Genomic DNA, 14,440 nt, shown 5'->3' with positions numbered 1-14,440 from the left:
ATGACCTTAATAAAAACGATAAGCTAAAGTGACTTTCTTTACTCGCTCTGCGGGTAAGGAGATATCTTGATGAGTGGTTAATATCACACAGCCACCGTTGTCAGCATGTTGTAAAAATAATTGTTCTAATTTTTCAACGCCTAACTTATCAATAGCGGTGAAGGGTTCATCTAAAATCCAAATTTTAGCTTGGCTTTGCCATAAGCGAGCTAAAGATATTCGACGGTGCTGTCCTGCACTTAAGTGAGCAGCAAGCGCATCCTCAAAGCCAAGTAAGTTAACTTCTGTTAATGTCGCCTCGGCTGTGGCACTATTTAAGCCATGTAAAGCCAGATTAAACTCGAGATTTTCTTGTGCGGTCATCTCGTCTTTAACACCGGGTAAGTGACCTAAATAAAGTAAATCTTGATGGAATGCTTCACGTTGTTGCGTAATACTTTCATCTTGAAAATAAACCGTACCGTCATAGGGCTGAGAAAGACCAGAAAGAATGCGCAATAAACTGGTTTTTCCCGCGCCATTTGGCCCTTCAACTTGCACAATATCGCCTGCGGCAATGTTAATATCAAGCGCTTCAAACAACAAGCGATCGCCACGTATACAAGCTAAGTTACTAGCACTTAGTAAGCTATCGGTGTTCGGTGTAAATACTGTGTTTTCGCTGTGTAATCTGGACAAAATTTTTCACTTAATTGTTACGTGTAGGCACGGGTTCATGTCACTATTGAGATGATAATAACCTAATTAACCGACTAGCTTTTGATTTATGCCACTAGGTTGTAATGCGTGTTTCAGGTTTTACTTGAATCGCTGCAAATACATCGCAGGCTACTATATCGTTCAATAAAGCTGAGTAACAGGTTTTCCGCACAGCTTTGTTAATAAGGCTATTAATTTTTAATAAGTGATCAATTTATTGATCCAATTCGTATAATAGCGAATACAATACATAGCACATTATCATCAGCACGGATAATTCCTTTGCTGGGATAATTACGATAATATGTCGGCAGATATAGCCCTAAAAAGGAAGCTCATGAAAAATTTATTCTTGATTACCATCATTGCTTTAACAACCTTTACCGTCAAAGCGCAGGCTGAAGTCGATATCACTAAAAACATTAACATCGACCCTTCATCACAATGTTTAGCATTTATGCAACACAGTGAAAAAAAATTGCATGCTAAAGAACTGCTTGATCTTTGTCAGTTAACGGCGGGTAAGGCAATGTTAATTGTCAATACGGCTAGTCATTGTGGTTTTACTCCACAATTTACAGCGCTCGAAGCTTTGCATAAAGAATACCAAGAGCAAGGCTTAGTGGTTATTGGCTTTCCTTCAGATGACTTTTTTCAAGAAGAAGATGACGAAAAAGATACCGCTGATATCTGTTTTGTAAACTATGGCGTAACTTTTACTATGTTATCGCCTGTGCATGTATACGGCAGTGAGACTCATCCTATTTTTAAAGCATTAGCGGAACAAACCACTGCACCTAAATGGAATTTTTATAAGTATTTAGTTAGCGCGGATGGTAAAACGGTTAAGCACTTTAACAGCCGTGTAAAGCCTGATTCAGACATTTTTATCAATGCCATTAACGAAATATTATAGAGAGAATTATGTCAAGATATGCAGGCCAAAGTAAAAAAATTCATGATTGCACGACAAAAACGGGCGTATTACTAACTAATTTAGGCACACCCGATAGCCCAACACCAAAGGCACTTAGGCGTTATTTGGGCGAGTTTTTATCTGATCCACGAGTAGTGGAAATTCCTCGTTTGATTTGGTTTGTGATTTTACATGGTATTATTCTTCGAGTGCGGCCAAAGAAATCAGCTAAGTTATATGAAACGGTTTGGACTGAGGAAGGTTCGCCTTTATTAGTGATTAGTAAGCAACAAAAAGCTAAAGTTGAGAAAGTACTCACAGCAAAGTATGGCGATAACGTGATGGTTGATGTGGCTATGCGTTATGGTAATCCATCGATTGCTGACGCTTTAGAAAATTTTCAAAAAAACGGTGTTAACAATATTATTGTTCTCCCTTTGTATCCACAATATGCGGGTCCAACCATAGGGGCAACCTTTGATGCTGTGTTCAATAAAATTAAAAAATGGCGCTGGATCCCCAGTATCCATTTTCAAAGTGGTTATCACGACAAACCTTTATACATTAAGGCATTAGCTGCCAGCATTAATAACTATATAGCTGAACATGGTAAGCCTGATAAGTTAGTTTTTTCTTATCATGGTATGCCAAAGTATTTTTTAGAGCAGGGCGACCCATATTATTGTTTTAGCCATAAAACCACCCGTTTAGTGGTTGAAGAACTTGGCTTAAGTAAAGATGATTATGTTATGACCTTTCAATCGCGTTTTGGTAAAGCCGAGTGGCTTAAACCTTATACAGATGAAACCTTGGCAAAACTTGCTGAAGATGGCAATAAGCATGTAGCGATTATTAGCCCGGCATTTAGTGCCGACTGTTTAGAAACTTTAGAAGAATTAGTACACGAAAACAAAGACGTATTTATTGATGCGGGTGGTGAAAAATATCATTATATTCCAGCACTAAATGATGATGATGCCCACATTGACGTTATGCTTGAATTAATAGAACCACATATTAATTAAGTACTCTGCTTTAAAGAATATAGATAATAAGCCTTATCTTGCTAAAATCATATGGGTGATTTATTGCTCAGCTAGTCAGCTGTGCTTAAGTCGCTTCGCTTATTGAGCTTAATTATTCAATTTAGCTATTGAACTTAAATAGTTGTCGTTTACTTTTCGGCAATTATTTAAATTCTTGATTACAGTCGTCATTAAAATAAATAATCCATTATTCTGAGATGGCTTAAGCCGTCCATGCTCGCGTTATCTCCAATCCCAATAATTAATTAATATCGCTGGTCAATATGCGCTTGCATTATTCTACTCGCTTGCACCCATTTCATTATGTTATTACTTAGCTGTGCTGGTTAAAATACACTACGGCTGTTGTGCTCTCAATAACACACGTTAGCTATTGCTAAATCCATCGGCAAGGATTTACTCATGCTGTGAAGCGATCTGTGAAGCGATCTGTGAAGCGATCTGTGAAGCGATCTATGAAGCCATGGATAGCGAGTAACGGCCATGTAAGAATTAATCGTGTATCTTGCCTACATAGATGTAGGGACTTATGTTTAGTTTCGAACAACAACCATGTGCTATTGATTATATCTGCTCATTTACTTATTTCAATGGCTAGATCTCGTCAAGTTATAAGTCGTATTAATCAGGTTTTTCAAGTGATAAAAACAAAAAAACGAAACATAAGTTTCGTTTTTATTTAAGCGCTAGTTAATACTAAAGCTTATTATGCACTGTAGACTAAGATGCAACTACGTTTTCAGCTTCAGGACCTTTTTGGCCTTGTTTTACGCTGAAAGTTACCGATTGACCATCAGTCAATGTACGGAAACCGTCGCCAGAGATTGCACTAAAATGAACAAAAACGTCAGCGCCGTTTTCTTGCTCGATGAAACCAAATCCTTTAGATTCGTTAAAAAATTTTACTTTACCAGTTACTGTATCAGACATACCAACATTTCTCGCAGGTCAAAAATTAAAGTTTAGCCAAAATGGCCATATACGGAGTAAATGCCCTCTATCTAAAATGAAGATAGAGAAAGGTTTCCAGTAACACATATTAAAGCGTCTAGGCTGATCATAGGTCTTTTGACCAATGGATCTCTCCTTATCCCGAAACGCAAAAACTCAACGCGAATACATATTAACACATAAGAATTAAGGAATCTCTAAATAATACCAAGATTATTTTACTTTTTTAGCACAAAAAAAAGCCAGCTAAGAGGCTGGCTTTTATGCTTTATTTTGAATCAGCGATTAAATTTCTGCTATTTGGGCTTTCTGGTCAACCATTTTGGCCAGGGTAGACTCAGCATCAGCTAACTTTGCTTTTTCTTTATTGATCACAGCTTCGGGTGCTTTGCCAACAAAACTTTCATTGTTTAACTTAGCACGAACACGGTCTGCGTCTTTTGATAACTTATCAATGGCTTTGTCTAAGCGAGCTAATTCAGCGTCTTTATCGATTAAACCGGCCATAGGTATTAATATTGATAAGTCACCAACAACGGCGGTGGCAGACGCTGGACCTTTATCGTCGTCAGACAATAACGTAATACTTTCTAATTTTGCTAAGGCACTGATAAATTGTTCATTTTCAGTCAGGCGACGTTGGTCATCAGCATTAACATGTTTAAGTAGTACCGGTAATGGCTTACTTGGCGTGATATCCATTTCACCCCGAATATTACGAATGGCAACGACAAACTGTTTAACCCACTCTAAATCATCAATGGCGGTTTGGTCACATTGGCTTTGGTCAAACTGTGGAAAGCTTTGTATCATAATGCTATCGCCAGTTTTTTCAAAGTTAGTTAAGGGTACAACGCGTTGCCAAATAGTCTCAGTGATAAATGGCATTATGGGGTGCATTAAACGCAGCAAGCTTTCTAAGACATTAACTAAGGTATGACGAGTGCCACGTTGCTGTGCTTCGCTGCCTTTAAATAATATGGGTTTCGTTAATTCTAAATACCAGTCACAAAATTGATGCCAAGTAAATTCGTATAATGCTTGTGAAGCCAAGTCAAAACGAAAAGCATCAAAGGCTTCATGTACAGTTTTAACTGTTTGTTGTAATTGGCCGATAATCCAACGGTCAGCCAGTGAAAACTCCATCGCACCACTAGGCTTGTCAGGTGTAGAGCGGCCGCAATCAAATTCTTCCGTATTCATCAGTACATAACGGCTAGCATTCCATAGCTTGTTGGTAAAGTTACGGTAACCCTCAAGACGTTTCATATCCCAGCTAATATCACGGCCAGTGGTTGCCACAGACGTCAAGGTAAAGCGTAAAGCATCAGTACCGTGGGCTTCTATGCCATTAGGAAATTCTTTTTTGGTCAGCTTTTCAATCTTAGCGGCCATTTTAGGCTGCATCATATTACCGGTACGCTTTTGAAGTAAGTCTTCAAGTGAAACGCCATCGATCATGTCTAGGGGATCAATAACATTGCCTTTTGATTTACTCATTTTATCGCCATTTTCATCACGAATAAGGCCGGTCATGTAGATTTTTTTAAACGGTATTTGGGCTGTACCCTTTTCATCTTTGTTGAAATGCATGGTCATCATGATCATACGAGCAACCCAGAAGAAAATAATATCAAAACCAGTAACTAAAACATCAGTAGGATGGAAGGTTTTTAAGTCTTCGGTTTCTTTTGGCCAACCTAGGGTTGAGAAAGTCCATAAAGCTGATGAGAACCAGGTATCCAGTACATCATCATCTTGGTTTAGTTTCATGTCGTCGCCAATCGGGTTATTAGCACGTACTTCTGCTTCTGTACGACCGACATAAACTTTGCCATTTTCATCATACCAAGCGGGAATTCGATGTCCCCACCACAGTTGGCGCGAAATACACCAGTCTTGAATATTGTTCATCCAAGCAAAGTACATGTTTTCATATTGCTTAGGGACAAACTCTATTTGGCCATCTTTTACCGCGTCAACAGCAGGACCCACAAGTTTTTCTACACGTACGTACCACTGGTCGGTAAGTAATGGCTCAATAATAACGCCAGATCTATCACCGTAAGGGGCAACTAAATCATGCTCTTTTACTTCAACTAACAAACCTAATTCGTCAAACTTAGCCACGATAGCTTTACGGGCGACAAAACGGTCCATACCGGCAAATTCAGTGGGTAATTGTGCATCATATACGTCACACACTTCACCTTTAGTATCATAAACTTCAGCAGTGGCTAATATCGCGGCGTCTTTATCAAAAATATTGATTTGTGGTAATTGATGACGCTTACCGACTTCATTATCATTGAAGTCATGAGCAGGAGTGATTTTTACACAACCTGTGCCTTTGTCCATATCGGCATGGTCATCACCAACAATGGGAATTAAACGATTAACTAAGGGTAATAAAACCTGTTGACCAATTAAATCTTTATAACGAGGATCTTCTGGGTTTACCGCAATACCGGTATCGCCCAACATAGTTTCAGGTCGTGTGGTGGCAACCACTAAATAATCAAGACCTTCTGCTGTTTTTGCTCCATTAGCTAACGGGTAGCGTAAATGCCACATGTGGCCTTTTTTGTCTTTATTTTCGACTTCTAAATCAGAGATTGCCGTGTGGAATTTTGGATCCCAATTAACGAGGCGTTTACCGCGATAAATTAAGTTGTCTTCATATAAGCGAACAAATACTTCTTGTACAGCTTCAGACATGCCCTCATCCATGGTGAATCGTTCACGAGACCAGTCAATAGAGTTGCCTAAACGGCGCATTTGCTTACCGATAGTGCCGCCAGATTCTTCTTTCCATTGCCAAATTTTATCAATGAAGGCTTCGCGGCCATAGTCATGACGGGTTTTGTCTTCTTCTGCGGCAATTTTACGCTCGACCACCATTTGTGTTGCAATACCGGCATGGTCACAGCCTGTTTGCCATAAGGTATTTTTACCTTGCATGCGCTGATAACGAATTAAGGTATCCATAATGGTTTGCTGAAAAGCATGGCCCATATGCAAACTACCCGTCACATTGGGTGGTGGAATGGCAATGCTGTAGCTATCGCCTTCACCTGTCGGGCTAAAGTAACCTTGTTCTTCCCAACTTTTATAAAGGGATTGTTCAATATCAGCGGGGGTAAATGTTTTTTCCATCAGAGTTTCCGTCAGAAGAATTTTAACTTGTTGTATCGATAGTTTGCGGTGCGCTTGCCACTTGGTGAGCGACCTGAAAACCCCATTGGCGACAAGTTCGAAAACGATCTCGAGCTTGTTGTTTAAGTGTTTCATCACGGGGTACAAAATCTATCAAATGCGAAAATTGGTGAGCAAAGTTAGGCACTTTGCTGGTTAAATTGATTAAAACCGCACGCCGGTTTGTTGGGGGCTGCCAGCTAATTTCGACGGCAGCACCTTGTCTTGGACCTTCACCAATTAAATTATGTGGTACAAAACTTGTTGGATCAAAGGCCCATAACATTTCATCAATATCATGAGCACTTTGTTGATCTTGAGTATAAATAAATACTCGCTGATTTTGCCGGTAAAAGTGAGCCGCTTGCAGGCAGGCATAATGCAGGTGCAACTGTGCTTCAGTGACACCTACAATACTACTTTGTTCTTCAATACTGTAGAACATTGCTTGGGTTAGCATGACTTCATTCCGGCTATAAATTCAGTGAAAACTATTCGCCTTGCTCAGCGCCAGAACGATTTAATATGAACTGCGTTAGCATGCTTACTGGCCGGCCGGTTGAACCTTTGTTTTTACCACCGCGCCATGCTGTACCGGCAATGTCTAAATGCGCCCAATTATATTTTTTGGTAAAGCGTGATAAGAAACAGGCGGCGGTGATTGCGCCAGCTTCTTTACCACCTAAATTGGTAAAATCAGCAAATGGGCTTTCAAGTTGATCTTGATAGTCGTCCCATAAAGGCATGCGCCATGCTCTGTCACCACTTTGCTCAGAAGCGTTTAATAACTCATGCGCGAGTGGATTGTGACTACTGAATAAGGCGGTTGCATGAGCACCTAAAGCCACAACACAAGCACCTGTTAAGGTGGCAACATCAATAACCAGTTCGGGATCAAAGCGCTCAACATAGGTCAAGGCATCACATAAAACTAAACGACCTTCAGCATCAGTGTTTAATACTTCAACGGTTTGACCCGACATAGTGGTTAAGATGTCGCCTGGGCGATAAGCGTTACTGCTTGGCATGTTTTCACAACCCGCTAAAACACCAATCACGTTGATCGGTAGAGCAAGTTCTGCCAGTGCATGCATAGCACCTAAAACACCGGCTGCACCGCCCATATCATATTTCATTTCATCCATGCCTGCGCCTGGTTTTAATGAAATACCACCACTGTCAAAGGTCAAACCTTTACCGACTAACACTAGCGGCTTTGAATCATCACCAGCGCCATCATATTTAATAATGCTCATCAGTGACTCATTAACCGAACCACGACCTACGGCTAAATATGAGCCCATGCCCAATTCAGCCATCTCTTCTTCGTTAACTATTTTAGTACTGACATTGTCATAGTTGCTATCCAACATTTGAGCTTGTTCAGCCAAGTAGGCAGGATTACAAATGTTAGGTGGCATGTTAGCCACGTTTTTACAGCTTGTTATACCTTTTGCAATAGCCAAAGCATGGTTAATAGCACGTTCACCAATCGGTAACTCACGGCGAGTGGGGACGTTAAATACTATTTTACGTAAAGGGCGGCGAGGCTCTTCTTTACGGGTTTTCAAACTGTTAAAGCTGTAGAGGCAATCTTGTGTTGCTTCAATCGCTTGACGTACTTTCCAGTAGGTATCGCGGCCTTTAACATGTAATTCAGACAAAAAGCACACTGCTTCCATTGAACCGGTTTCATTTAAGGTACTGATCGTTTTGCTGATAATTTGGCGATACTGACGTTCGTCTAACTCACGTTCTTTACCACAGCCCACTAATAACACGCGTTCACTAAGAATATTTGGCACATGATGTAATAACAACATTTGCCCTGATTTTCCCTCTAGATCGCCACGGCGCAATAGATTGCTAATATAGCCTTCACTAATTTCATCTAGTTGTTCTGCGATAGCTGACAAACGACGAGGTTCGAAAACACCGACAACAATACAGGCGCTACGTTGTTTTTCCGGACTGCCACTCTTTACACTGAACTCCATGATGTCTCCTAATTTGACTCAAATGCGTATATTTTATTGAAAATATACTATTTATCTTGCTAAAAACAGTAAATAATCGCTAAGCTTGCTTTTAAATGTATTCGCCTAAAGGCTATAATTATAGCCGTATTGCACAGCGTTACCTAGCAAGCTTAAATTTAGTTTAATGCTAAAAATAACAAGTTTACTGAAAAAATGGCTGTATGTCAGAAAAAACTAAGTTTTTATAGGATCACTTTGTGATTATATTGCGTTATTTGCTCAAAGAAGTTGCCAAAACCCAACTTGCGGTATTTCTTGTCATTATGACAATATTTATCAGCAATAAATTCGTTCGTGTGCTTGATGATGCTTCAGAAGGTGGCATTCCAGGTCATTTAGTGATGACATTTATTGGCCTCAAAATCCCTGATCTTGCTGGCATGATTTTACCCTTAAGTTTTTTTCTTGGCGTTTTATTGGCTTATGGTCGTATTTACGCTGAAAATGAAATGACGGTATTGCATGCCTGTGGTGTCAGTGAGTGGTATGTAGTGCGCGTTACCTTAATTCTAGGTTTTGTTACCGCGATTATTACAGGTATATTTACGCTTTATTTGTCGCCCATGGCAGCAGAGTATGAATATCAAGTTAAAGATAAAATTGCGTCTGATTCAGGTTTAAGTTCGCTTATTGCTGGACGCTTTCAAACCACAGGCAATAACAAAGCGGTCATCTTTATTCATGATAAAAATCGTAATGACAATACTTTTGAAAAGGTTTTTGTCGCGCAGTTGCCTAATGAAAGCACACCAACCGCGAGTGTTATCGACTCTAGCCTAGTTTATGCTGCAACCGGCCAAGTTGTTGAAGAAGAAACTGGCTCGCAGCGTTTAATACTATCAGCCGGTACCCGTTATCAAAACGACATCAAAAATAAAGAGTTTCGACAAGTTTCCTTTGATAAATATTATATTCAAATTCAAGATCAAAAGGTGGCGCATAAACGCCGCAAGCTCAGTGCAATACCAACCGCAGAGCTTTATCAAACACAAACGCCAGAAACAAGTGCAGAAAGCCAATGGCGGATCGCCTTTCCATTGGCTTGTATTATTTTGACCTTGGTGGCCGTGCCATTAAGTGTCGTTAATCCGCGCCAAGGTAAATTTGGTAAAATGCTACCGGCATTGTTACTGTTTTTAAGTTACTTTTTATTACTAACCGCGATTCGTTCAGGGATAGAAAGAGGCTCAGTTCCACAATATATTGGTTTGTGGCCAGTGCACTTTACGGTGCTGGTATTAGGCTTAAGTTTATTGGTTAAAGGCCGAAAAGGTGGTAGGAAATTTAAAGTGAAGAAAGCTAAAAACAAGGTTGCTGCTTAATGCGTATTTTAGATATGTACATAGGTCGCGTTATTACCTCTACAACTTTCACCACCTTAGCGGTATTTGTCAGTTTGAGCAGCATTATTAAATTTGTTGAGCAAATGAAGTCAGTTGGCAGAGGTAATTATGATTTGGCCCACGCTGCGCTTTATGTGCTTTATGCTATTCCACAAGATGTCTCGTTATTTTTTCCTATGTCTGCATTAATCGGTGGCTTAATTGGCATGGGGATGATGGCAAGCAGTAGTGAACTTATTGTTATGCAGGCGGCAGGGCTTTCACGTCTTGATATTATTAAATCAGTGATGAAATCAGCATTGTTATTGATCATTGTTAGTATGGCGATTGGTGAATGGCTAGCACCTCAAGGCGAAGCCGCAGCTCGACAAGTGCGAGCTCAAGCCATTTCGGGGGGAAGTTTAATTTCATCAAGCGGTGGCACGTGGGCAAAAGATGGTGACTACTTTGTTCATATAGGTGAAGTACAAGATAAGGGTTCCCTAAAAAACATCCAAATATATCGCTTTAACGAGCAGCTTAAACTGTCGAGTTGGGTATCAGCCACTAGCGCCGTTTATCAAAAAGATGCTTGGCAATTACGCGATGTTATTGAAACCAAAATTGGCGCAACGGAAATTAGTAAAGAAAGCCAAGCAGTGATGTCTTGGCGTTCAACATTAACGCCCGATAAATTAGGTGTTGTAACCGTTAAGCCTGAGTCATTGTCACTAAGGGGTTTAAGTGATTACTTAGATTACCTGGAGGCCAACAAACAAGATCCCAGCCGGTATTTGCTAGCTTTTTGGCGAAAAATAGCACAACCTTTTACTTTGGCAGTCATGTTATTGGTGGCACTATCTTTTATCTTTGGTCCATTACGTTCAGTATCTATGGGGGCAAGAATTATGATGGGCGTGGCCACGGGGATTTTATTCTTTATCGTCAATGAAGTGCTGGGATCACTGAGTTTGGTTTATCAGCTACCCGCTATTTTTGGTGCTTTTATGCCTAGCTTGATTTTTGTCAGTATTGCTTTGTATTTAATGAATAAACGCGCAAGTTAGCAAGATAAAACCCAACAAAAGCTTTGAAATTTTATGCTTGAAACTTGATATTGCAAAGCTTAGGTTGGTTACCAGAGGTGAACGCTTTACTGCATTCACCTCGGTTTTTATATTAGTTACAGCCTCAAATAATTACAGCCTGCCTCTATTTGCCTCAAGCGTTAAAAGCACCACTTCCGTATCAGTTAAACGGTCTTGTAGACTCAATTTATGTTTTCTATCAAGCAAGACCGTAAAATTTCCCAAACCTAATAACGTTGGCAATAAACGTTTTAAAGCGGTGGTTTTAGTGATTAAGCTACCATCTTGATTTTGAACTTTTAAACGCCACGCCTTCATACCTAAAGTTTGGCCGCTTTTAGACCAAAACCAGATAAAGAAAAATGCCACCCAGCTCAGCTTCCAAAGTTCATTGGGCCACAGCAACCAATAAGTATTTGTGATTGTATCGCTTAAGTGCTGATAACCTTGTAAATCAAAAATGCTAAAATGAACCATTAATGAAATAATTAAAAAAGAAGCTGCACCAGCGCTCATGTAAACAGCGATGGTAATTAAAGCATCATACAACCATGAAGCCAAACGACGTCGAAAGCCTGCACGAGGAAAAGGTGAGTTAGAAGTTAAAGACATAGCCACATCAATAGAAAAATTTGTGCTAGTTTAACAAAAGGCCCATAAAAGTATAAGTAAGAGAGCGAAATTTTTAATTTCCAAGCAGAACTTAGACAATAACAGATGAAATATTAAGTGCTTAAAATATAAAACAGGAGGTTTAACAATAACCACTATTTGTACACAATAGCGCGTTGGAATTGACGATAGCAGACAACTTGATATTGGTTGCAACCCAAGGACAGTAGAATACTGAAACAATTTACACCAAGGTTTGTCTCTGGCCGTTAAAAAATTTGATCAGCGTAACTTTAGTTTTTACTCACACCTAAAAGCAAAGCGATTAGTCTTGAAACAGGTCTTGAATATCATATAAACTTTATTCGCTAGAGCAAAACTAAAGCGGTAGCGGTAAATTTAGCACATTGCACAAGATCACAGTTAAGCGAAAACCTATTTAACAAAATTTACCGAGCCGCAGGTATCAAGCATACTTTTTTTGATAATATCTTCGAGACCAGAATTTGGTTGGAAAAACAGCTAAAATTGGTACAGATTGTAGCTTGATGAACAAATAATCAGCACTTAAGTAATAATGAAAGAAAAACTATTGCTAACAGGATTATTTTTCGTATAATGCTGTTCTCTTCAATAAGGGGTTATATTATTGAAGTTATAGAAAAGAAATGCCAGCGTGATGAAATTGGTATACATGGGGGATTCAAAATCCCCTGTCGAAAGACGTGTCGGTTCGAGTCCGACCGCTGGTACCATTCTTCCCTTTTCTTAAAGGGCTATAACACAAAAAACCGACAATAGACGTCGGTTTTTTTGTGCCTAAAATTTGATGAAATTACGCTGTATTTTAGTGTTTTCTTGTCTTACCACTTCATCAAAGCTAAATGTTTTATGCGTTGAGCTTGCCTTTATCAAAATAAATAAAGCTCTATAAATTTAGCCGTCATGGTAAATTGTTATTCATACTCTGCAATTTATTGTTTGAGATACTTGAGTAAATCATGGTTGAGCTAATCTTTTCGTGACCTAGTCTAGTCATTAGTTGAATTATAATTACACTATTTTCAAATGTTATAATTGAATAAAATATGTCGGCTAGAATGGGCAGTTCAGTTTTTTCACACACTCTAGTGATAACTCGATGTAGATCTGATAAACGAAATTGTATATTAATACCTGTTTTTCTTAACATCACACTGTTCAATATCAGCACTCATAAATGAACCAATAACCATTTTATCTTTTCTATGCGTAACAAAGTGCAGAAAACAGCACTTTAGCGTTTGCCTCGTTGTAATTGGATTGTCAATTTCATAGATACTAGGTCATTACTTGTTAGCGAAAATGTTTACCACTTAAGTAGTAAACAAACGCCATACTTTATCGCAGGATAATATGCCATTTATTTCTTATTACGTATGCTGTTTTACAAAAAAAGGCTAGGTGACTCTCAGTAGCATAGTAGTAACCTAGCGTTTTCCTACGATGTATTTCTTATTCATAGCTCACCACTGTAAGGTGCTGTTATAGCGCTGAGTAATTTTTTGCTAATGGTTGTCTAATTTTTACATGATTACTGACACCATAAAGAATGAATTTTTAATAGGGCGATAATTAAAAGTTAGTGTGAACAATATGTAAGATGTTTTAACTAGGTATAGAAGGAATACCTACTATTCAGGTAATGAGTTGAACCTAATTTTATAGGTTTATGGCAGCGGTGTAGAATTAAGATAATTAAGCCAAGTAAACATAGACGATCCATAAATCTAATAAAAATTAACCGAAGTGACGCATTCAAATGAGTTTGCTTGGAAACACCACTTCATTGCTAAAACCTGCCAGGTTTAAATATGCTCTTTATCAATGCATTGATGTTTTATAGTATTCAACAGTTAATAAACTAAATTTATATCTAGCAACATGAGTTTGACGATACTGTAGATATCAGTAGGATTTAGTAGGGCTGTTAGTCCCTGTCATTGAATGGTCTATATATAAGAGTGCCGTTTCATCTTTTTAATAGATGAATATAGTGGTTTGGAACTATTTGTTGGTTAAAACAAGATAAATGGATGAAAAATATGTCTATGAAGATAAAGTTACCCTAAGGAACTTTTTAATTAAGTTGGTAGTTATATATGTTATCGATTAAAAAATAACAATAACGTTGCTTTAATAGTCAGTCACAGCAAGGGGTGCTTAATTAAAAGGCAAACAAACACTTATTTGCAATTTAATTGATATTAACTGTTGACGTGAAGCCAGAAATCTCTAGAATGCGCTCCAGTTCCAAGGGGTAACCCAAACGAACGGTTTTAATGAGTTATCTAATCTAGTCTAAGCTGATTAAGTTAACCTAACGTTTTAAAAGTGAGTTTGAATCTTCTGAAAAGAAAGTTTAAAAAAACTAAATAAAACGTTGACATTAAAACCCAGGTGCGTAAAATGCGCATCTCGCTTCAGGCAAGGCCTGCAGCAACGAATTACTTTACGGTATAGAGCGAATGAGATTCTGTATCGGTTAGTTATCTCCTTGGAGATAAACTAGCTTTCTTTAACAATTAGTTAT

At 38.8% G+C, this 14,440-nt stretch carries 10 protein-coding genes and 1 tRNA gene; 5 read left to right on the top strand and 6 right to left on the bottom strand.

Translation table 11 applies throughout. The annotated features are described in order from the left end of the window. Nucleotides 1-6: 6 nt before the first annotated feature. Nucleotides 7-678: a cytochrome c biogenesis heme-transporting ATPase CcmA gene (ccmA, locus tag H4J59_RS15005; protein WP_182240709.1), complete on the bottom strand. Its 672-nt coding sequence runs from the start codon at nucleotides 676-678 to the stop codon at nucleotides 7-9. Nucleotides 679-1,036: 358 nt separating this feature from the next. Between ccmA and H4J59_RS15000 the strand changes: the two genes are divergently transcribed. Together H4J59_RS15000 and hemH are read left to right on the top strand one after the other, a co-directional pair. Then, entirely contained in the window at nucleotides 1,037-1,615 is a 579-nt protein-coding gene (locus tag H4J59_RS15000; protein ID WP_182240707.1) for a glutathione peroxidase, read from the top strand. An 8-nt stretch (nucleotides 1,616-1,623) separates the two neighbouring features. Beyond that, nucleotides 1,624-2,640, top strand: a complete 1,017-nt coding sequence (hemH, locus tag H4J59_RS14995; protein ID WP_182240705.1) for a ferrochelatase — start codon at nucleotides 1,624-1,626, stop codon at nucleotides 2,638-2,640. Between the two features lie 741 nt (nucleotides 2,641-3,381). Here hemH and H4J59_RS14990 read toward each other — a convergent pair. The 4 genes from H4J59_RS14990 to pepA form a co-directional block, all read right to left on the bottom strand. Then, entirely contained in the window at nucleotides 3,382-3,591 is a 210-nt protein-coding gene (locus tag H4J59_RS14990) for a cold-shock protein (RefSeq protein WP_146879877.1), read from the bottom strand. 306 nt (nucleotides 3,592-3,897) lie between these two features. Then, complete coding sequence (locus H4J59_RS14985; RefSeq protein ID WP_182240703.1) at nucleotides 3,898-6,768, bottom strand: valine--tRNA ligase; 2,871 nt, start codon at nucleotides 6,766-6,768, stop codon at nucleotides 3,898-3,900. 22 nt (nucleotides 6,769-6,790) lie between these two features. Continuing rightward, nucleotides 6,791-7,267, bottom strand: a complete 477-nt coding sequence (locus H4J59_RS14980; protein ID WP_182240701.1) for a DNA polymerase III subunit chi — start codon at nucleotides 7,265-7,267, stop codon at nucleotides 6,791-6,793. Nucleotides 7,268-7,298: 31 nt separating this feature from the next. Further along, nucleotides 7,299-8,804 (bottom strand): leucyl aminopeptidase, encoded by a 1,506-nt coding sequence (gene pepA / locus H4J59_RS14975; RefSeq protein WP_182240699.1) that lies wholly within the window; start codon nucleotides 8,802-8,804, stop codon nucleotides 7,299-7,301. A gap of 239 nt (nucleotides 8,805-9,043) precedes the next feature. On the opposite strand from pepA, the gene lptF reads away from it, so the two are divergent. Then, the gene (lptF, locus tag H4J59_RS14970; RefSeq protein WP_182240697.1) at nucleotides 9,044-10,168 is read left to right on the top strand and encodes an LPS export ABC transporter permease LptF; all 1,125 of its coding nucleotides are present in this window, start codon (nucleotides 9,044-9,046) and stop codon (nucleotides 10,166-10,168) included. Further along, on the top strand, nucleotides 10,168-11,235 hold the full coding sequence (gene lptG, locus H4J59_RS14965) for an LPS export ABC transporter permease LptG (RefSeq protein ID WP_182240695.1): 1,068 nt from the start codon (nucleotides 10,168-10,170) through the stop codon (nucleotides 11,233-11,235). The genes lptF and lptG overlap by 1 nt, the downstream gene beginning before the upstream one ends. 132 nt (nucleotides 11,236-11,367) lie before the next feature. On the opposite strand, the gene H4J59_RS14960 is transcribed toward lptG, so the two are convergent. After that, nucleotides 11,368-11,868, bottom strand: a complete 501-nt coding sequence (locus tag H4J59_RS14960; RefSeq protein WP_182240886.1) for an RDD family protein — start codon at nucleotides 11,866-11,868, stop codon at nucleotides 11,368-11,370. Between the two features lie 670 nt (nucleotides 11,869-12,538). On the opposite strand from H4J59_RS14960, the gene H4J59_RS14955 reads away from it, so the two are divergent. Then, nucleotides 12,539-12,623 (top strand) — tRNA-Leu (locus tag H4J59_RS14955). The last annotated feature ends 1,817 nt before the right edge of the window (nucleotides 12,624-14,440 follow it).

Origin of the sequence: Colwellia sp. MB02u-10 (genome assembly GCF_014077185.1) — a bacterium.
Classification (GTDB): Bacteria; Pseudomonadota; Gammaproteobacteria; order Enterobacterales; family Alteromonadaceae; genus Cognaticolwellia.
Note: the sequence above shows the minus strand (reverse complement) of the source record. Positions and strands in the feature narration are given on the sequence as shown.

Bases quoted from the DNA above. Each gene is read 5' to 3' on its own strand.
- H4J59_RS14985 (WP_182240703.1), bottom strand. From the start codon at position 6,768: ATGGAAAAAACATTTACCCCCGCTGATATTGAACAATCCCTTTATAAA.
- lptG (WP_182240695.1), top strand. From the start codon at position 10,168: ATGCGTATTTTAGATATGTACATAGGTCGCGTTATTACCTCTACAACT.
- H4J59_RS14960 (WP_182240886.1), bottom strand. From the start codon at position 11,868: ATGTCTTTAACTTCTAACTCACCTTTTCCTCGTGCAGGCTTTCGACGT.
- H4J59_RS15000 (WP_182240707.1), top strand. From the start codon at position 1,037: ATGAAAAATTTATTCTTGATTACCATCATTGCTTTAACAACCTTTACC.
- H4J59_RS14980 (WP_182240701.1), bottom strand. From the start codon at position 7,267: ATGCTAACCCAAGCAATGTTCTACAGTATTGAAGAACAAAGTAGTATT.
- hemH (WP_182240705.1), top strand. From the start codon at position 1,624: ATGTCAAGATATGCAGGCCAAAGTAAAAAAATTCATGATTGCACGACA.
- pepA (WP_182240699.1), bottom strand. From the start codon at position 8,804: ATGGAGTTCAGTGTAAAGAGTGGCAGTCCGGAAAAACAACGTAGCGCC.
- H4J59_RS14990 (WP_146879877.1), bottom strand. From the start codon at position 3,591: ATGTCTGATACAGTAACTGGTAAAGTAAAATTTTTTAACGAATCTAAA.